Source organism: Ralstonia sp. AU12-08, from assembly GCF_000442475.1.
GTDB classification, from domain to species: domain Bacteria; phylum Pseudomonadota; class Gammaproteobacteria; order Burkholderiales; family Burkholderiaceae; genus Ralstonia; species Ralstonia insidiosa.
In genome coordinates, this window is sequence record NZ_ASZV01000053.1 from 1 (window position 1) to 19,491 (window position 19,491).

Genomic DNA, 19,491 nt, shown 5'->3' on the forward strand with positions numbered 1-19,491 from the left:
TCAGCTCCTCAATTCGGAATTGGCTAATTACTAGATTTGGATGTGGGCGACACGCACGCGCGCATCGCCCAAAACACGTTGATTACTTCGTACCCTTGGCAGCCATCACAGCTTCGGCAATGTTCTTCGGTGCCTCAGCGTATTGCTTGAATTCCATGGTGTACGTGGCGCGGCCTTGCGTGGCCGAACGCAGCGACGTCGAATAGCCGAACATTTCCGACAGCGGGACTTCAGCCTTGATGACCTTGCCGCCGCCGACCATGTCGTCCATGCCCTGCACGATGCCGCGGCGGGACGACAAGTCGCCCATCACGGTACCCGTGTAGTCTTCCGGCGTTTCCACTTCCACAGCCATCATCGGCTCGAGCAGAACCGGCGTGGCTTTGCGCATGGCTTCCTTGAAAGCCATGGAGCCGGCCATGCGGAACGCGTTTTCGTTCGAGTCCACATCGTGGTACGAACCGAACGTCAGCGTGACCTTCACGTCCACCACCGGGAAGCCAGCCAGAATACCGGCCGGCAGCGTGTCGACGATACCCTTTTCGACCGCCGGGATGTATTCGCGAGGAATCACACCGCCCTTGATGGCGTCGACGAAGACGAAACCATTGGCAGCAGCCGCTGCTGCTGCCGACGTGGTCGCTGCCGCCTTCGCTGCCGCCTTGCCTTCTTCGTCCAGCGGTTCCAGCGTGATCACAGCGTGACCGTACTGACCGCGGCCGCCCGACTGCTTGACGAACTTGCCTTCGACGTCTTCAACCTTCTTGCGGATGGTTTCGCGGTAGGCAACTTGCGGCGCGCCGATGTTGGCTTCCACGCCGAATTCGCGCTTCATGCGGTCGACCAGAATTTCGAGGTGGAGCTCGCCCATGCCCGAAATGATGGTTTGGCCCGATTCTTCATCGGTGCGCACGCGGAACGACGGATCTTCAGCGGCCAGGCGGTTCAGGGCGATGCCCATCTTTTCCTGGTCAGCCTTGGTCTTCGGCTCGACAGCCTGCGAGATCACCGGCTCCGGGAACACCATGCGCTCGAGAATGATCGGCGCGGCCGGGTCGCACAGCGTGTCACCCGTGGTGGCGTCCTTCAGGCCCACTGCAGCGGCGATGTCACCGGCCAGCACTTCCTTGATTTCTTCGCGCTGGTTGGCGTGCATCTGCAGAATCCGGCCCAGACGCTCCTTCTTCTGCTTCACCGGGTTGTACACGGTGTCGCCCGAGTTGATCTTGCCCGAGTAGACGCGGAAGAAGATCAGCTGACCCACGAACGGGTCGGTCATGATCTTGAACGCCAGTGCCGAGAACTTTTCGCTGTCGTCAGCCTTGCGCTCGAGCTTCTTCGTTTCGTCGCTTTCGTCGATGCCCTGGACCGGCGGAATGTCGACCGGCGACGGCAGGAAGTCGATCACGGCGTCGAGCATGCGCTGCACGCCCTTGTTCTTGAACGCGGTGCCGCACAGCATCGGCTGGATTTCGCAGGCGATGGTACGGTCGCGCAGCGCCTTGACGATCTCAGCACGGGTCAGCGTTTCGCCGCCCAGGTACTTTTCCATCAGCTCTTCGCTGGCTTCAGCAGCCGACTCGACCATCTTCTCGCGCCACTCGTTGCAAGTGTCAACGAGTTCGGCCGGGATGTCGGTGTATTCGAACTTCACGCCTTGGCTGGCTTCGTCCCAAATGATCGCCTTCATTTCCAGCAGATCGACGACACCTTGGAAGCCTTCTTCCGCACCAATCGGCACCACCACGGGCACCGGGTTGGCCTTCAGGCGAGTCTTCAGCTGGTCGTAGACCTTGAAGAAGTTGGCGCCGGTACGGTCCATCTTGTTGACGAACGCCAGACGCGGCACCTTGTACTTGTTGGCCTGACGCCAGACGGTTTCCGACTGCGGCTGCACGCCACCCACTGCGCAATACACCATGCACGCGCCGTCCAGCACACGCATGGAACGCTCCACCTCAATGGTGAAGTCCACGTGGCCCGGGGTGTCGATGATGTTGAAGCGGTGCTCGGGGTAGTTGCCGCCCATGCCCTTCCAGAAGGCGGTGGTCGCAGCGGACGTGATGGTGATGCCGCGCTCTTGCTCCTGCTCCATCCAGTCCATGGTGGCTGCGCCATCATGCACTTCACCGATCTTGTGGTTCACACCGGTGTAGAACAGGATCCGCTCGGTCGTGGTGGTTTTGCCGGCGTCGATGTGAGCGGAAATACCGATGTTACGGTAGCGCTCAATGGGGGTCTTACGAGCCACGGTTAATCCTTTGCTCTGATTCGTCAACGGGGCGCTGCCGGATAGCAAGCGCCCCTAATACAAATGGGCGAGATGTGCGCGCACAACCCGCCCAGCAACCAACAACGTTCGTGAGTCGCTTAGAAGCGGAAGTGCGAGAACGCCTTGTTGGCTTCTGCCATACGGTGCACTTCGTCGCGCTTCTTCATGGCGCCGCCGCGGCCTTCCGAGGCCTCGAGCAGTTCACCAGCCAGACGCAGGGCCATCGACTTCTCGCTGCGCTTCTTCGCAGCTTCCCGCAGCCAACGCATCGCCAATGCCAGACGACGCGACGGCCGGACTTCGACCGGCACCTGATAGTTAGCACCACCAACACGACGGCTCTTCACTTCGACCACCGGCTTGATGTTGCCGATTGCCAGCGTGAACACCTCGATGGGCGCCTTGCCTGCTTTCTTCTCGATCTGGTCGAACGCACCGTAAACGATACGCTCAGCCACCGACTTCTTGCCGTCCAGCATCAGGACGTTCATGAACTTGGCGACTTCCACATTGCCGAACTTCGGGTCCGGCAGAATTTCCCGCTTGGGGACTTCACGACGACGTGGCATCTTCTTTCCTTCTCTGTTCAGTTGAGAACCGCTTCGGTTCTCCGGCCACCAACTAGCTTGTCTTCCAACAATCTGAGCCGGGTGACCACTTACTCGACGGTGCCAGTGCGGTCAAAAAACGCACCGTTGTACCGCCTGCTCATGACAAGACCGTGACCCCGCATTCGCACAACACGCGCGGACCGATCTCACTGACCACTTAGGCCTTCTTCGGGCGCTTCGCGCCGTACTTCGAACGCGCTTGCTTACGGTCCTTGACGCCTTGCAGGTCAAGGGAGCCGCGCACGATGTGGTAACGCACACCCGGCAAATCCTTCACACGGCCGCCGCGGATCAGCACGACGCTGTGTTCTTGCAGGTTGTGGCCTTCACCGCCGATGTACGAAATGACTTCGAAACCGTTGGTCAGGCGCACCTTGGCGACCTTACGCAGTGCCGAGTTCGGCTTCTTCGGCGTCGTGGTGTACACGCGGGTGCACACGCCGCGACGCTGCGGGCAGTTCTCAAGCGCCGGGCTCTTGCTCTTCAGCTTTTCAGAGACGCGGGGCTTGCGAACCAATTGATTGATAGTTGGCATTGTTCAATCCAGCTTGGTTTTTGAAAAATCGCCGGACCACATGACGTGGCAGCCTCACATGTGAGGCAATCGGCGCAATCGGGTTTTGGAAGTGGCGAGCAGAACGCTCTAGAGAGAGGACCTGCGGGAACAGATCGAGACCAAAGAGCGCGAGCCCGTCTGGTTCAGATGCCTTGCACAGCGCTTTGCCGGGCATGGACGTGCGAAGCCAGAAGCCAAAAACTCGAATCTGGCACTATAGCGGGGTGTTTTGCAAGCGTCAAGCACGCCGCCAGTCTGGCGACGCGCGTTGCAGATCAACAGCGGCGCGGTGTGGCGCCAATGGCACGCGGGGCCGCGCTGGGCCAGAGAAAGACGAGTGCTGCGGCCGACACAAACCCCAGCGCTAGCACCGAGACGCCAATCCAGCCTGCACGCGCCCAGACCACGCCGGCCAAACCGCCGCCCGCCGCCGCACCAAAGAAAAATGCGCCGGTGTACAAGCCATTCACACGCCCGCGAATCTCCGGCGACAGCGTGTTGACCAGATAGCGACCGAGCGCCTGGTCACCGACGGCGCCGAAGTCCAGCAACAGCGCGGCGACCACCAGCATCGCCAGCATGACGGGAACGCTCAACCCGGGCACCAGCGCCGAGGCCAGCGCGAGCAGCAGCCCAGTCGCCGCACTACCGTGCGCGAGCAGCGTGCCGAACCGTACCAAGCCGCGATCCGCCAGTCGCCCGGCAACAGGTGCCGCCACGACACCCGCCGCCCCACACAGCGCGAAGATGCCGATGCCGTTTTGCGACAGATGGAACGGCGCTGCCGCCAGCCGTAGTGCCACGGCCGTCCAGAAGAGCGTGAATGCCGCCATCAGCAGCGCCTGGGTGGCGGCACGGCGGCGCAGCAATGGCTCGCTACGCAACAGGCGCCCGTATGAACCCAACAGTGCGCCGTACGACTGCGTACGCGGCGGCACAAAGGTCGGCATCACACGCGGCAAGACAATCGCCAAGACAGCAATCGCCGCCGCCGACGCGCCATAGAACGCACGCCACCCCCATTGCGCCGCAATCAGGCTGGCGGCCGGACGCGACAGCAGGATGCCCAGATTCAGGCCGATCATGATGTCGCCGAGCACGCGCCCGCGCCGGTGGTCAGCCGCCAGGCGTCCGGCCAGCGCGATCAGCATCTGGATGACGGTCGACGTGAGCCCGATGGCGAAGGCGGCCAGCATCAGCACCTGCCCGCTGTGCGCCACGGTGGTCAGCGCAAGCGACGCCACCGCGCCCCATAGCGTGCGCGAGGCCAGTGCGCGGTTGTCCTGCAGATCGGTCATCGGCATCAGCAGCAGCAGACCGATGCCGTAGCCGAACAGCGTGGCAGTCACCAGCAGCCCGGTAGCCGCCGTGGTCCAGCCGATGCTGGCGGCAATCTCGGCGACGAGCGGCTGGATGCCGAACAGGTTGACGACAATGAGCCCCACCGCAGCAGCAAACAATGGCGTCGCGCCGCGCGGCAAGCGATCAGCGGGGGGATGAGACACGGCAACGTCGGGGGCTTCAGTCGTCATGATGGCGGGGAGAAAGGTCGAGACGCCCCATCGTAGCCAGCCGATTCGCGCAGATTAAGGTAGCCTCTGGCGCCATATTGTTTCCAGAAACGCGCAAATATGGACCGACTCTCTGACGTGGTGATCTTTGTGCGGGTGGTGGAGTGTGGCAGCTTGTCCGCAGCTTCCGACGCGATGGGCGTATCGCGCGGGGTCATCAGCAAGGCGCTGGCGCGGCTGGAAGCGCGGTTGGAGACGCGCCTGCTGCAGCGGACCACGCGGCGCCTGTCACTCACCGAAGCCGGTGCGGCCTTCTTCGAGAAAAGCCGCGAGGGCCTGGCGCTGGTGGATGCCGCCGAGCAAGCCGTGACCGCCTTGCGCGATGAGGCCCGCGGCACGCTGCGGGTGTCGGCGCCGGCGTCGTTTGCGGTGACGCTACTGGCGCCGCTGCTGGGCGCATTCCAGGCACGCTATCCCGCCGTGGAGATCGATTTGGACATGAACGACCGTTACGCCGATCTGGTGGCGGGGCGCATCGACGTGGCCATCCGCATCGGCATGCTGGAGGATTCATCGCTGGTGGCGCGGCGGCTGGCAAATTGCGCACATGCCATCTATGGCGCACCCTCGTATTTCCGCGAGCGTGGCATCCCGCAAACGCCTGACGATCTGCGCGAGCACAACTGCCTCGTCTACGCCAACTACGATGGGCCGTACGACTGGGTGTTAACCGACCCTGCGGGCCAGCGCCATGTCGCGCACGTGAGGGGGTCCATGCTGGCCAACAACAGCCTCGTGCTGCGTGAGGCGGCGCGTTCAGGGTTGGGGGTATCGCTGGGACCGGCGTATCTGGTGCGCGAGGACATCGCGGCCGGGCGTCTGCAGGCGGTGCTGACCGACTACACCGCGCGCGAAGTGCCGCTGCACGCCGTGTTCACGCAGCGTGTGCATCTGCTGCCGAAGGTGCGTGCGTTTGTTGATTTCCTGGGCGAGCACCTGACACGTACCGGCGTGATGGGGCCACTGCCAACAGTGACCGCCTAGGCTTGCTTGCGGCACTTCTCCAGCACGTCGAGCAACGCCTGGCCGTAGCGGTCCAGCTTGGCCACGCCGATGCCCGGCAGTTCGCCCAGCGCTTCACGCGAGTCCGGATCGGTCTCGGCAATGCGGGCGAGCGTGCTGTCGTGGAAGATCACATACGCCGGCACGCTGTGTTCGCGTGCCGTCTGGGCGCGCCAGGCACGCAACGCCTGCCAGCGCGCCTGCGCCTCGTCGGAGAGATCGGCGGCCGGATCGGCGCGGCGCTCCTTCTTGCCCGACGATGACGATGCACCACGCGCCTTCTCCGCCTGACGCCGCAGGATCACCGACTGCTGCCCCTTGAGCACGGGACGCGCCGCGTCGGTCAGGATCAGGGCGCCATGGCCGCCGTGGTCGACGGCAAACAAACCCTGCGCGACCAGTTGGCGGAATACGCTGCGCCACGCCGGTTCCGACAGCTCGCTGCCGATCCCGAAGGTGGACACCGTCTCGAGATGCCATTGCTTGACGCGTTCGGTCGCGTTGCCGCGCAGGATGTCGATGAGCTGCCCGGCGCCAAAGCTCACGCGGCTGGCCTGCTGCACACGGTATGCACACGACAGCGCCATCTGCGCCTCGCGCGTGGCATCCCAGGTTTGTGGCGGCGTGAGGCAAGTATCGCAGTTGCCGCACGGCTGGCTGCTCTCGCCAAAGTAGGCGAGCAGCGCCACGCGGCGGCACGTTGCCGCTTCGCACAAGCCGAGCAGCGCGTCGAGCTTGGCGGTCGACACGCGCTTATGCACATCGTCCGCCTCGGACTCGTCGATCATGCGGCGCTGCTGCACGACATCCGCCAGACCATAGGCCATCCACGCGTTGGCGGGCATGCCGTCGCGGCCGGCGCGGCCGGTTTCCTGGTAGTACCCCTCCAGGCTCTTGGGCAAGTCCAGATGCGCCACGAAGCGCACGTCCGGCTTGTCGATGCCCATGCCGAACGCGATGGTCGCCACCATCACCACGCCCTCCTCCTTGCGGAAGATGGCCTGATGGCGGGCGCGGATCTCCGAATCCATCCCGGCGTGGTACGGCAGCGCGCGGATGCCCTGCTCGGCCAACCACTGCGCGGTCTCTTCCACCTTCTTGCGCGACAGACAGTAGACGATGCCGGCGTCGCACGACTCACCGTCCATGTGTTCGGCGCGGATGAAGCGCAGGAGCTGCTGGCGCGCGCTGTCCTTCTCGACGATGGTGTAGCGGATGTTCGGGCGGTCGAAGCTGGAGAGGAAGACGCGCGAGCCCGTGAGCGCAAGGCGCTCGACAATCTCATCGCGCGTGACAGCATCGGCCGTGGCGGTGAGCGCGATGCGCGGCACATCCGGAAAGCGCTCGTGCAGCACCGAGAGCTGGATGTACTCGGGCCGGAAGTCATGCCCCCATTGCGACACGCAGTGCGCCTCGTCGATGGCGAACAGGCCGATGCGCGAGCGCTCCAGCAAATCGAGAAAACGCGGCGTCATCAACCGCTCGGGCGCGACGTAGACGAGGTCCAGCCGGCCTGCCGCCAGATCGCGCTCGACCTGTGCAGCCTCGGCGCCGGTGAGCGCGGAGTTGAGGTACGCGGCGCGCACGCCGGCCTCTTCCAGCGCGGCCACCTGGTCCTGCATCAGCGCGATCAGCGGTGAGACAACAATGCCCGCGCCCTGGCCGCGCCGGTGCCGCACAAGCGCCGGGATCTGGTAGCAGAGGGATTTGCCGCCCCCCGTGGGCATCAGCACGAGGCAATCGCCACCGTCGGCCACGTGGGTGACGATCTCTGCCTGCGGGCCGCGGAACGCGCTGTAGCCGAACACATCGTGCAGCACGGCGCGCGTGGCGGCAGCGGTGTCTTCGGGCAGCGCCTGCAGCGCGTGGTCTATGGCGGGAGAGTCGTACATCGGGACGGCGGAGTGCGCGTGGTGTCACGCGCGGGCTGGGCGAAACCGCTATTGTGACAAACCCCGCCGAGGGATGGTCAATCAGGACAATCGGATTGTCTGCGGATGCGGGCCGTCAGGCCTTGCGCGCGACGATGCGATGGATCGTCCGGCCGGAAGATCGACTGACGGCTGCCTCGTCAAAAACGAGCGTGGTGCCGGCCAGCGCCTCGCGTACGGGCGCCGCATCGAATGCGGTGAACAACCGGCCACGGCCATCGCGCTGATCGGCGTCGGGCGTCACGCGCCAGCTCAGGTACAGCGTACCGCCCGGCCGCAGCAAGGACACCAGCCGCTGCACCGCCGCACCGATCTGCTCAGGTGGCAGGTGCATGATGACGGTCTCGCAGACGACGTTGTCGAAGGCGCCTTCGGCAATGCCCACCAGCTCGGGCAACTGCGACCGCCGGAACGCCAGCCCCGGATATTGCGAGCGCGCTGCCTCCAGCAGCCCGGCCGAGGCATCGTAGCCGACGGCCGGATAGCCGTTGGCGTTGAGCCAGGCCACCTCACGCCCGGCGCCACAGCCGATGTCCGCCGTGGCCCCGCCTGCCTTGAACTCGAGCCGGAACAACGCGTACATGTCTTCCGGCGCCGGTTGCTCGCGCCACTCCTGCGCAAAGGTCTCGGCGAGGGTGTCGTAGGCGGCGACGGTCTGCGTGTCCATGGCGGTGGGCTCCTGAGCCTCGGTTCTTATTTCATCGTGAAACTGCGTAACAGCGTCAGATCGCCGGCCTTGCGCATCGGCACGACAAAGGTCTGCTGGCGCTCGGACGGCGTGTTCTCATCCGTGATGATGCTGACGGTGGCGGTGGTGATGATGCTGTTATCGCTGCCACTGCCGTAGTAGTTCACGTAGACGAGGTACGTGCCGGGCACGGGCGCCGGGTTCGAATAGATCTCGGGGCCATAGCCGGTGGTGACGTCCACGTCGAGTGCGCCGCCGTTTTCGACCACGCGGTTGCCGTACCAGGCGTGCTGGCCATCGGGCGAGACAACGTGGAGGTCGAGATCGGTGCCATCGGTGTCCCACGACAGGACCACGCGCAGACGCGGGCGCTGCTTGCCAGCGTAGCTGTCGTAGAACTGCACGCGCTTGGCATCGCCGCGTGCGCTGCGCACTTCGACGCTGTTGCTGCCGGCGCCAAATGCGTACGGACGCGAAAACGTGCCGTCGGCCTCGATGCGCTGTGGCATCGCCACGCCATTGACGACGAGCGTGCCGACCGACGAGCCGTCTGCCCCGCGACGACGGCGCGGCTTGTTCTCATCGGCGGACGCGGCGGCCTTGGGCTGGTTACGGATGCGCCCGGCAATCATCGAGGCGGTGCCCTGCCCTTGCGGCGTCGAAACCGACACGGCCGGGTAGTGCACGTCTTGCGTGTAGCGCGAATCGTCGCCGGCCGAGTTGCGCCAGCCGTTGAGCGGCGCGGTGATCTCGATATTGCCGGTATCGGTTTGCGCAAATGCGCCCGACGCCCCGAGCGTGGCGAGTGCAATGGCGAGTGCAATGGCGAATGCGAGGCGGAATGTGGAAGGCATCATGAGCATCAGAAGCGGATCGATTTCATCAACGCCAGCTCGCCGATCTTGCGCAGCGGCACGGTGACGAACTCGCGCCGCTCGTTGGGCGTGTTCTCGTTATAGATCAGGGTCAGTTGCGCGGTGATGAGATCGCGGTCGTGCGCCTTTTCATCAAAGTTGTAGCCGCCGGCGTTGAAGTTGCCCCAGTAGTTCACGTAGAACAACCAGACGCCAGGGCGTGGCGCGGCGGTGGAAAAGATCTCGGGGCCGGCGCCGTCGACGCTGTCCACGTCGAGCCCGCCACCGTCGGAGAGCAGCGGCTCGGCCCAGAACGCGTGATCGCCGATCGGCGAAATGACGTGCATGTCGACCTCGGCGCGCGGGTCGTCCCAAGTGAGGATGGCGCGCAGCTTGGCCGAAGTCTTGGTGGTATCGGCCTCGTAGAACTGCAGGCGCTGCCGCGACTGGCCGTCGGGGCTGACGATCTCCACGCTGTTTGAGCCCGGGCCGAATGCCCACGGGCGGGCGAAGCGGCCTTCGCTATCGCCGTACAGCGGCATGGCATTACCGTTGACGATCAGCACCGGCGGGCGGCGTTGCTTGCCTGCCGCACGAATGCGTCCGGCGATGAGCGTGCGGTATTTCTGCGCACCACGATCGACCGGCGGTTTCGGATATGCGGCGGTGTACTGCTCGAGCTCGTTGGTCAGCTTGCTGTTGCGCCAGCCGCCGATCGGGCCTTCCAGATCGACCACCGGCTCGGCAACGACCGAGGCGCCAAGCAGCAAGGCCGCGGCGCCCATGGCCATCCGCGCTGTCCATGCCTTCACGTTCACAGCAAGCCCTCCCCTCGAATCAGGCGGCGCGCTGTCGCCTCAACAAACTGTTCGTCCTGCCCGAGCGGATGGTGCGCGAAGGCCAGGTGCAGATATTCGTGCGTCAGCGCGATGCGGTCTTCCTCGCTGGCAAGCCGATGGATGTAGAGCCGGTTGCGGCGCGCGTCGGCGTACGGGCGGCCTTCGTGCACCACGCACACGGCGGGCAACGGCGGCGTCTCGTAGCCGGGCTCGGCGCCCAGTCGGGCGGACCAACGCGGTGCCTGCGCCTGCAGCCATTGCTGCGCGCCCGCCACCGGCGAGCAATCGCCCGCCACCGGGCTCTGGAACGACGTCAGCGTGGCCTGCGGCCACCACCGCGCGAGGATGCCGTCAAACCCCTGGCCACGCTGGGCGGCAGCGCGTGCAGCAGTCCAGCTCATCTGGCCACGCGCGCTGATCGTGCCGTGGTACTGCACAGACTGGCCGACCAGCACCAGCGCATCGGTAAATTCCGCCGCGTTGCGTGCGGCAGCCGCGGGCGGGCGCGGCAACACGCGCTGCGTGCGCGAGCTATCGGCGATGCGGTAGCAGCCCTTGTCACGCGAGGCGTGCTGCACGAGGTAGCTGCGCGCGGCCACCGCCAACGCGCGGGCGGCCTGCGGCTCGGCCAGATCGCCCTCGCGCTCGACAACGCGCGCCACGTAGTCGTTCATGCCGAGCCGGCCGGTGATGGCGGGCGCGTTGTTCTCGCGCGCGAGCGCCAGCTCGCCACGGCTCTCGATCGGCAGCGTATTGCCGTTGACGAAGCGCACGGTGTAGCGGCCTTCGAGCCGCCCGGGGGCGACCGGTTTGCCGCTGGTGTCGCGCACTTCGCGAATCGGATAGCGCGCAAAGAAATCCACCACCACGCAGGCATCGTCATCAGGCACGGGCGTTTGTTCGATCAGCGGGGTCAGGCGCGGTGCGGCAGCGGCCAGCACCTGATTGCTGGAGCCCACACCGCCCAACCACACGGGCGTGCCATCGGCCAGCCAGCCGGCTGCACCGCCGATCGACGCGCCTGGGCGTTGCGGGTCAGGCATGGTCCACGTCTTGGCGCGCAGCAACCCACCAAAGTACGACACGGTGCCCTCACCGCGTCCAACGGTCAGCACGGAGACGAGCGTTTGCGCAGCCGTCTCGCGCCCATCGGCGGGAACGCTTTGCAGCGCAGTCAGCAAGTCAGTGACGGGAACGCGGCGCGCAGGCTGCATGGCACGCAGATCGCGCAACCACGCGGGCGCGTTGGCTTGCTGCCAGAACCGGCGCCAGTCGGCGCTATCGAGGCCCAGGCGCGCCGGCTCGAAATAGCGGCCGCACGATTGGATGAGCGCGCGCTCGCGGTCGATGCTTTGGCCGGCCGTGCAGCAGTAGACCTCTTCGGCATCGTTGCCGTGGCACGTGTAGTCGGGCGTGTTGATGCGGCGCGAGACGAGGTAGCTGTAGACGAAAAGCTTCCAGACGCTGCCGAGCGGCGTTTCGGTGTCGCGCGGCAAAGGGGTGGCCTGTGGTGCGCTTGTGACTGTGCTGGTGCTGAATTGCCAGAGCTTAGCCTCATCGCCTTGCAGGGCGGCATAGCGCAGCGGCTCCGACGCGGGTGCCGCGATGGCGTGGCCCGCAGACGCAAGTGCGCCGCCGGCCCAGATCAGGCCGGTCAGCACACTGCGCGCAAGCAGGCCGAAGCGCATTGCCGCGTCACTCCACCTTGTACGGATAGCTGGCCGTCTTGCCGTCGCCCTGCAACGCCTTCGCTTCCGGCTGATACATGCGGAAGTAACGCGCCGGCGGCAGCGCAAAGCTGCCCGGCAGCGAGAAGCGCACCAGCTGACGCAGCACGGTCGGGCGCTCCAGCGCGGGTACCGGCTGGTTGTACGACAGCTGGCCCATTTCGTAGGCCGCCTTGCGCTCGAGCGGTTGCGGGCCGTTGCCTTCGTTCGGCTCGCCCTTCAGGCCATCGATCTGGATGCCCCAGGTCGTGGCTTCCACCTCGGCGCCCGGCGGCAGCGGCACTTCGACCAGGCCGTAGCGATACGTGCCCTGGCGCGGCGTCAGCACGACCTCGTCGACGTATAGCGCGTTGCTATCGAGCGTGTCGCCCGGCTTGACCGGCTTGGCCTTGAAGGCGATACCGCTGCTGTTGGCATCCGCGGCCGGTTGCTTGGGTGCCTTCGGGTCGGCCTTGGCCGGTGTGGAGTCGATCGGCTCCAGGCGGTACAGCTTGCGCTCCACCGTGATCGGCAGCTTGGACACTTCCGGCGCACGGCTGCGATACGACACGATGGCCGATTGCGTGGTCACGTCGGACGGTGCGGCCGACAGGTCCAGCGCGGCGGGCACCTGGGCGCCCGTCCAGCGCCACGTCGGCACACCCACCGGCGAGCGCGTCGCCTGCCAGCCGCCAGCCGACACCGCCGGCTGGATGGCAGCTACGCTCGCACCTTGCAGACCGCCCAGGCCCTTCTGCAGCCAGACCAGCGCGATGGCACGGTCCATCGTCGGCATCGCGGCGCTGGCGCGGGCCAGCAGCGGTGCCGGGTCCGCAGCCGATCGGCCACCACCCATCAGCAGCAGGCTTTGCACCAGCGGCGAGTTGTCGGCCGCCAGCGCAGTGCGTGCAGCGATGTCAGCGGAGACCAACGCTTCCGGCACCGGCTGGCCGATCTGACGCATCAGTTGCGCGGTCAACACCGTCGCAACCTGGCGGCCGCGCGGGGAGTCCGGCGCGACGAAGATCAGGCTATCGCCGGCAGCGGGCTCGGCGTCGGCCGGGGCCTTGGCGTTGCGAGCCAACTCGTTGGCCACGCCCGAAAGCGGCGTTGCCACCGGCAGCCCCATCTCGTTGGCAAACCACAGCGCCAGCGCGCGGTGCAGCAGCGGCTCGTTGGCGCTGGTGCGCTTGTAGGCTTCGAGCACCTGCTTCCAGTTGTCTGCCGGCAGGCTGATGCCGACCGAGCGGCTGGCCAGCCAATCCGCGTAATACGCATACGACGTGATCAGCGCGCTGCTGGTGGTCAGTTCGCCCCACCAGCCGAAGGTGCCATTGGTGCCGGCCAACAGTGCCAGACGCTGGCGCTGCGTGCGCAGCAGCGCGTCGACACCTTGCGTGCCGGCCGGGCCACCGTCGCCCAGGCGCGTACCGGTGGCGGCCAGGCTCTGCTGGGCGAGTGCCAGCGGAATCAGGCGGCTGGCAGTCTGCTCGGCGCAACCGTACGGGTACTCGATCAGGTCATCGGCCACGCGGGCGAACTGGCTGGCCGTGTTGCCGACCACGCGCAGGCGCACGTCGCGCGCATCGGCGGGCAGGCCGAGCGGCAAGCGGGTGCCCTGCAGTTGCGTGAGCGGGACGACGTTTTCGCGGTCCGCCAGCCAGCCGGTGGCATCCAGTTTGAGCGTGGTCTGCAGGCGGTCCGACACGGCATCGCCCTGCTTGAGCTCGGCATTGATGACGCCCGCCTGCAGTGCCGTCACCGGCGCACGCAGGTAGTTGGCACCGCGCTTGAGCGTCACGCGCTGGTTGATGTTCAGGCCGGCGCCCGAGACGATCCAGTCGGCGGTGATGTCCTTGTCGGTCTGGTTGAAGGCGACCATGTCCAGGCGCGGCTGGTCGCTTTCGCGGAAGCGCTGCGGGCCGGTCCACTTCAGGTACAGCGGCTTGTCGGAGCGGATGCTCGCTGTGCGCTGGCCGACGATGCCGTCCGAGGCGCCGGTGGTCGAGACGGCGCGCACGGTGATGCGCCAGCGTGCCAGCGAATCCGGCATCTTGAAGGTCATGCGCGCGCGGCCATCCGCATCGGTCTGCAGGTTGGCAACCCACGCGGCGGTGTCCTGCTCGTCGCGACGCGGGCGCTCCAGCACCTTCACGCCACGCTCGTTGTGGCGGCCATACGTACCGCCCGGCTTGCCCGGCAGCGAGGCGAGCGCCAGGTCATAGCTGATGAAGCTCTGGCTCGACGTGGTGCGCACGCTGTTGCGGCGCGGGTGGTAGAAGAAGTCGACGATGCTGGGGGCCACTTCCGGCTGCAGCACGTAGATCATCTCGTCGACCACCGACACCGTCAGGTTGGCCGGCACGGCCTTACCCGCCAGCGCGCTGGTCAGGTCCAGCGTGACCGTCTCGCCCGGCGCATACACGGCCTTGTCGGCGCGCACCGTCAGGTCCAGCGTCGGCTGCGTCACGACGATGCCGGCGTTCTGGAACACCATGTCGCCATCGCGCACGTACAGCACCGAGAACGTCATGTTCGGTGCGAACTCGGCACCGATCTTGATGCGGGCACGGTACTGCGTGGGCGTGACCTTCTTCAGGCTGAGCCAGTCGCCAGGGCTGGAGAGCAGCCCGTGGCGCTCAACCTTGTCGCGCTCCAGCGTGAGCAGCGCGTCGTCCACCGGCAACGGGAAGGTGATCAGCGCCTCGGCCGTGTCGCCAATCTGGTAGCGGTCGCGGTCGAACACCATTTCGATGTTGCCGGGCACGGTCTGCACGCCATCGCCCGCCACCCAGTGGCTCGATGCGGCGAGCAGGTTGCCAGCCGCATCGCGCACCGACAGCGTGTACGAACCCGGCTGATCAAACTTGACCGGGAACGTGGCATTGCCCTTCGCGTCCGGGGACAGCGTGCCTTCAGTGCGGGTGCGCGTCTCCAGGCGAACGAGGTCCCACTTGGCCGGCGGTGCCGTCGGCCCGGTCGTACCCGCCACCACCGGCATCGGCGTGAGCGTGAACGACACGTCCTGCCCCGGCGTCGTGAAATTCGACGTGGTCGACAGCTTGTACGGCGTCGCGCCACGCGCGATCAGCAACTCACGCGTAACCTTCACGCGGTAAGCCGCGCCGTCGTTGGCGAACACGGTCACCACATAGCGGCTCGGTTCCTTGGCGGCGGGCAGGTCCAGCTTGGCATTGCCGTCGCCGTCGGTGGTCAGCTCCTGCTGCTCCAGCTTGACGGGGAAGAGGCCGGCGTAACGCAACTCGCCCTCCACCATCGTCACTTGCTGGGCACGCAGGCTGACCGACAACTTACCGTTCTTGACCGGCTTGCCATCCGGATAGCGCAGGCTGATCTTGCCCTTGACCGCTTCGCCGGTGCCATAGCTGGTCTTGTCCAGCGACAGGTTCACGTCAAAGTGCGGCTTGATGTATTCGGCCACGCGGAAGGCGCCGCCGTACGTGCCGCCGTTGTAGTCGAAGCGCAGCGAGTAGCCACCGGCCGGTGCGTTGGACGGCAGCGTAAAGCGCGCGTCGGCACCCGTCTCGCCGGCCAGGCGCGTGGTGGACGTGGCCACCGGCGCACCGTTCGGATCGAGCACCTGCAGCTTGATGTCGCCAGCCGCCGGCACGGTCGATTCCGTCGCGTTCTTGAAGTTGCGGCCGATGAACTTGACGCGCACTTCATCGCCCGGGCGATACAACGGACGATCAGTAAAGGCGTACAGCTTGGTGTTATAGATCTCGCTGTCGTAATAGAAATTCTCGGAGATGAACACACCGCCCGCGCGGTCGTTGCCGATCACGTAGCTGCGCTCGGGCGAGACGTGACGCAGGTCCGCCGTACCATCGCTATCGGTGGTGCCCGATGCGAGCACGCCCACGCCGTCGGTCCAGCTCACGGCCGAACCGCTCACCGGCTTGCCGCTCTTGCGCTCGGCCGTCCACACCATCATCCCTTGCGAGGTGCCCTTGGTGACGGCCACGGTGTCCGACACGAACAGCAGCGTGTGCGCACGGTACGCGCCAATCACGGCTTCCACGATGTACAAACCCGCCGGCAGCTTGCCCACCGGAATCATCACGTTGCCGACGTTCTGCGGCATCCACTCGCTGCTGCTGCCTTCGAGCTTCACGTCCTTGGGCGGCGCAATCGGCTTGGCATCCCAGATCGGGTAGCGGAAGCGGCCGAGCAGTTCGTAGCCCTTGAGCGGCGCGTACTGCGGGTTGTTCGAGAAACGTGTGGGCGCGGTCATCTGGTCGCCCATGCTGAACTGCGGCGCGGTCTCCACGGCCTTGGTGCGCGTGGCGAACGACAGCACGCGCTGCCAGGCGCGGCGAGCCTGGCGCGTCCAGTTGTCCCACAGATACGCCAGCGTGTTGGCCAGACCTTCGCCCGTGTAGTTGGCCTTGACGTCGATGCGGTGCAGGTTCTTCTGCGCCTTCAAAAACTCGAGCGGCTGCGGCACGCGGTAGACGAGGATGTCCGCACCGCCGTAGCGGGAGAGTTCATCCTTGTATTCACGCCCCGGCGCTTCCAGGCGCACCATCGCTTCCTGATCGGTGCCGTAGCTGGCGTCCGAGAGCAGGAAGAACGGCTGGCCCTTGAACGGCTCGTAGCCGCTGGGGGGTGCATCGGCGAACGTGGGGTTCGGCTTTTCGGGTGCGTCGGCCGCATGCGCAGGGCCGACCAGCGCCAGCACGGTCAGGCAGACGACGGCAACAAGATTGAACGACATGAATGACCATCCGCGGTTGCGCATGAATTTTTCTACCGTGTCAAAAAGGCCAGACGAAACACGCCGATGAAGTTGGGATTGCCGCCCTGCGGCTGCCAGCGCGAGTCTTTCCATTGCATCAATTCAGAGACCGGGACCGCGCGCAAACCGTTGTCGGTGCGGGTGACGGTGCCAGTGTGGTAAGCGATGTAGCGATCCATCCAGATCATCAGATGCTGGTCGTCGCCTTGATCGAAGAAGAGCAGATCGCCGGGGAGCGCGTGGTTGACGTCCTTGGCAATAAAACGGCTGTTCTGCTGAATGAGGCCAAGCGCGGAGACGTACGCACCGGTGCTGCCGTCAATGCGTGCCCAACGCTGCGTGAGCGTGCGCTGGGCGGGCGTGAGGTTCAGCTCGGGCGGCAGTTGCCGTGCGGATTCCGCATCGCGCATGCCGTTGGCGCGCAGCCAGTGGGCGTCGTGCGAGCGCAAGGCCTCGCCAGCAGCGAAGCGCACGAGGCCGGCGCAGTCGCGATGCGTCCAGCGCGGCGTCGGCCCCTGGCGGAGCTGCTCGTTGACAATGCGCACGAACCACGCGCGGAACACGCTGGATTGATCCGGCGTGAGCGCGTCGGGGTCTGCCGGTGCGGCGTCCGCCCAGCCGGACAACGCGCGCGCCGGGGTGACGACCGCTTGACCGAGCAGGCAGCCGCCGGCCACCGCCAGCCAGCGGCGGCGGTTCAGCACGGCGGCCGAGGCGCGCGGTGTCATTGCGTACTGACGTTGTCTGCAGCAACGGGCGCAGCCGCCTCGGTGGCCGGCGCATCGGCAGGCGCCGCCGACGGGGCCGACGCTGCAGCCGTATCGGTTGGCGCAGGCGGCGTACCGTCACCACCAGCAGGCAGGCCGCGTCCGCTCGACAGCCACGTCACCGGCACCCAGCCGCGCGACGACGGCACGCCGCCATCCAGCGCCAGCGACACCGGGGCATATCGCGCCAGCGCCTTGAGTTTCGGGAACAAGTGCGTCTGCGCGGCGTTCAGGAAGACGGCTTCCTGGTCGGCGGGCAGCGCGGCACCGGCTTCGCGGCGGACGAGCGGCGCCAGCGATGCGGGCGTCATTGTCAGGACGATGCGGTCGGTCTTGTCGCGCGGCAGGCTGTCCGCCACTGCAGGGAAGCGCTTGGCGAGCACGGCCAATGCGTCGTCGACAAGACGGGCATCCGGCGAGAACACCACCACGTCACCCGCGATCGCCAGCGTGACCGGGAAGTAGCGATCAGACGAGAGTTGCGCCGCAAATGGCGCGCCGGCCGACTGCGCCGTGCCATAGCGCGCGCTCACCGGGCGCTGCCACAGCGTGGCGTTGGCCGGGCCAGTGCGCGTCGTCACCGGCAAGCGCTTATACGGGCCAGACTTGTCATCCGCCTGCGCCTTGGATTCATATGAGCCGATGATCTGGCCGAACAACGCAGCCAACGCCGGCTTGGCCGCCTCGGCCTGTGAGGCCGACGACAGCTTCGCCACGAACAGTGGCGCCACCAGCGACGACTTACCGTACCAGCACGCGGCGGCCGGGCCAGCAAAGGCATCGCCGACATGCGCGGCGGCCTCGCTGATGTCCTTGGCATCGCCCGCCACGGAACGCAGCAGTGCGCCCGCGGCCTTCCAGTCGACCGGCAGCGTGGCGCAAGCGGCCGGGTCAGCCGGCAACGCGCGCCACAGGCCGGCGTTATCCCACTTGCCGGTCAGGCGGCTCGGGTCGATGAGCGCGGCGCTCTGCCAGCCGTTGCCCCCGCCATCGCCCTTGCCCGCACCAAAGTCAAAGCGCAGCGCCTCGATGCCCGGGAAATACTGCTGATAGCCAAACGACAGATAGTTGGCGCTCACCACAACGTGGTGGCCCGTGGTCTCTGCGGTCGGCAGCGCATAGGCATTGCCTTGCACGTTGCGCTTGCCGGCGTCATCCGACAGCAGCGCGGCGAGCGCGTTTGCTTGCTTGGAGACGGGCTTGCCGTCCTTGTCCAGCAGGATGCCTGGCTCGGACAGCGCGATCAGCCGGTCGCCCTTGCTGGCGATCAGGATCGAGCGCGTGGCCGAGAGCCGCAACGCATAGACCGGCGCGCCGGAATCGCCCAGCGCATCGGCCACCTTGGTGAGTTGCGTGTCGCTCGTGGCCACGGTGGCGACAGCTTCCAGCGCTTTCGCCAGACCGTTGCGCTGCATCGAGAGCACCCAGTAGCGCAGCTTGTCGTCCGGGCCGCGCCACAGCATCACGCGGGCGGGCTCGTCAAACACGTGCTTGAGCACCGTCTCGGCCAGGTCGAGCTTCTGCTCGTACGCCAGGCGGCGCAGCGCACCGGCCACCGAGAGGCGGTCTTCGTTGCCCTCGTAGTAGGCGACGAAATCTTCGGTCAGCACATCGCGCAGCAGCGGCACGCGCAGCACGTCGCGCGGCAGTTGCGACAGGCTCTGGCTGTCGATCAGGGCATCGGGGTAAGTCAGGTCGAGCTGGACCTGGCGGGCGTGCAGCGCGCGCGCGCGGCCGAACAGGTGAAAGGGGTGCCAGACCATCTGCACCACCGCCGCGCCGGCAACGACCAGGGCGACCGCGCCAACGGCGATCTGCTTGGGTGTGAGCTTCATGGAGGAATCTGCGGCAAGGCTGGAGAGGGCCGGCGGCTTGTAAAAAGTGCCGGTCTATAACCGCGAGATCATAGCCGTTGCGATGTTAAGGCAGGTTAAC

13 protein-coding genes are annotated in these 19,491 nt (G+C 66.3%); 1 reads left to right on the forward strand and 12 read right to left on the reverse strand.

From position 1 onward, the window contains the following. Positions 1-82 precede the first annotated feature (82 nt). From fusA to C404_RS56875, 4 genes are all read right to left on the reverse strand, one after another. Entirely contained in the window at positions 83-2,251 is a 2,169-nt protein-coding gene (fusA, locus tag C404_RS56860; RefSeq protein WP_021197586.1) for an elongation factor G, read from the reverse strand. A gap of 119 nt (positions 2,252-2,370) precedes the next feature. Further along, the gene (gene rpsG / locus C404_RS56865; RefSeq protein WP_004634470.1) at positions 2,371-2,841 is read right to left on the reverse strand and encodes a 30S ribosomal protein S7; all 471 of its coding nucleotides are present in this window, start codon (positions 2,839-2,841) and stop codon (positions 2,371-2,373) included. A gap of 199 nt (positions 2,842-3,040) precedes the next feature. Beyond that, positions 3,041-3,418, reverse strand: coding sequence for a 30S ribosomal protein S12 (gene rpsL, locus C404_RS56870; protein WP_021197587.1), 378 nt, complete (start codon positions 3,416-3,418; stop codon positions 3,041-3,043). Between the two features lie 296 nt (positions 3,419-3,714). Then, positions 3,715-4,971, reverse strand: a complete 1,257-nt coding sequence (locus C404_RS56875) for an MFS transporter (RefSeq protein WP_031330216.1) — start codon at positions 4,969-4,971, stop codon at positions 3,715-3,717. A 99-nt stretch (positions 4,972-5,070) separates the two neighbouring features. Here C404_RS56875 and C404_RS56880 point away from each other — a divergent pair, with 99 nt between their 5' ends. Next, positions 5,071-5,994, forward strand: coding sequence for a LysR family transcriptional regulator (locus tag C404_RS56880; RefSeq protein WP_021197589.1), 924 nt, complete (start codon positions 5,071-5,073; stop codon positions 5,992-5,994). On the opposite strand, the gene recQ is transcribed toward C404_RS56880, so the two are convergent. The 8 genes from recQ to C404_RS56920 form a co-directional block, all read right to left on the reverse strand. Then, positions 5,991-7,904, reverse strand: a complete 1,914-nt coding sequence (gene recQ / locus C404_RS56885) for a DNA helicase RecQ (RefSeq protein WP_021197590.1) — start codon at positions 7,902-7,904, stop codon at positions 5,991-5,993. The genes C404_RS56880 and recQ overlap by 4 nt on opposite strands. A gap of 115 nt (positions 7,905-8,019) precedes the next feature. Further along, positions 8,020-8,610: a class I SAM-dependent methyltransferase gene (locus tag C404_RS56890; protein ID WP_021197591.1), complete on the reverse strand. Its 591-nt coding sequence runs from the start codon at positions 8,608-8,610 to the stop codon at positions 8,020-8,022. Positions 8,611-8,636: 26 nt separating this feature from the next. Then, complete coding sequence (locus C404_RS56895; protein WP_031330219.1) at positions 8,637-9,488, reverse strand: YfaP family protein; 852 nt, start codon at positions 9,486-9,488, stop codon at positions 8,637-8,639. Between the two features lie 5 nt (positions 9,489-9,493). Then, positions 9,494-10,276 (reverse strand): YfaP family protein, encoded by a 783-nt coding sequence (locus C404_RS56900; RefSeq protein ID WP_021197593.1) that lies wholly within the window; start codon positions 10,274-10,276, stop codon positions 9,494-9,496. 23 nt (positions 10,277-10,299) lie between these two features. Further along, positions 10,300-12,012: a DUF2300 domain-containing protein gene (locus C404_RS56905; RefSeq protein ID WP_021197594.1), complete on the reverse strand. Its 1,713-nt coding sequence runs from the start codon at positions 12,010-12,012 to the stop codon at positions 10,300-10,302. 7 nt (positions 12,013-12,019) lie between these two features. Then, positions 12,020-16,768 (reverse strand): alpha-2-macroglobulin family protein, encoded by a 4,749-nt coding sequence (locus C404_RS56910; protein ID WP_021197595.1) that lies wholly within the window; start codon positions 16,766-16,768, stop codon positions 12,020-12,022. 32 nt (positions 16,769-16,800) lie between these two features. Beyond that, positions 16,801-17,517, reverse strand: coding sequence for a DUF1175 domain-containing protein (locus C404_RS56915; protein ID WP_021197596.1), 717 nt, complete (start codon positions 17,515-17,517; stop codon positions 16,801-16,803). Then, positions 17,514-19,391, reverse strand: a complete 1,878-nt coding sequence (locus tag C404_RS56920; RefSeq protein WP_021197597.1) for a DUF2138 domain-containing protein — start codon at positions 19,389-19,391, stop codon at positions 17,514-17,516. The genes C404_RS56915 and C404_RS56920 overlap by 4 nt, the downstream gene beginning before the upstream one ends. Positions 19,392-19,491: the final 100 nt, after the last annotated feature.

Coding starts and splice junctions, on each gene's coding strand:
- C404_RS56895 (WP_031330219.1), bottom strand. CDS start 9,488: ATGATGCCTTCCACATTCCGCCTCGCATTCGCCATTGCACTCGCCATT.
- rpsG (WP_004634470.1), bottom strand. CDS start 2,841: ATGCCACGTCGTCGTGAAGTCCCCAAGCGGGAAATTCTGCCGGACCCG.
- recQ (WP_021197590.1), bottom strand. CDS start 7,904: ATGTACGACTCTCCCGCCATAGACCACGCGCTGCAGGCGCTGCCCGAA.
- C404_RS56905 (WP_021197594.1), bottom strand. CDS start 12,012: ATGCGCTTCGGCCTGCTTGCGCGCAGTGTGCTGACCGGCCTGATCTGG.
- C404_RS56910 (WP_021197595.1), bottom strand. CDS start 16,768: ATGTCGTTCAATCTTGTTGCCGTCGTCTGCCTGACCGTGCTGGCGCTG.
- C404_RS56920 (WP_021197597.1), bottom strand. CDS start 19,391: ATGAAGCTCACACCCAAGCAGATCGCCGTTGGCGCGGTCGCCCTGGTC.
- rpsL (WP_021197587.1), bottom strand. CDS start 3,418: ATGCCAACTATCAATCAATTGGTTCGCAAGCCCCGCGTCTCTGAAAAG.
- C404_RS56890 (WP_021197591.1), bottom strand. CDS start 8,610: ATGGACACGCAGACCGTCGCCGCCTACGACACCCTCGCCGAGACCTTT.
- C404_RS56880 (WP_021197589.1), top strand. CDS start 5,071: ATGGACCGACTCTCTGACGTGGTGATCTTTGTGCGGGTGGTGGAGTGT.
- C404_RS56900 (WP_021197593.1), bottom strand. CDS start 10,276: ATGGCCATGGGCGCCGCGGCCTTGCTGCTTGGCGCCTCGGTCGTTGCC.
- C404_RS56915 (WP_021197596.1), bottom strand. CDS start 17,517: ATGACACCGCGCGCCTCGGCCGCCGTGCTGAACCGCCGCCGCTGGCTG.
- C404_RS56875 (WP_031330216.1), bottom strand. CDS start 4,971: ATGACGACTGAAGCCCCCGACGTTGCCGTGTCTCATCCCCCCGCTGAT.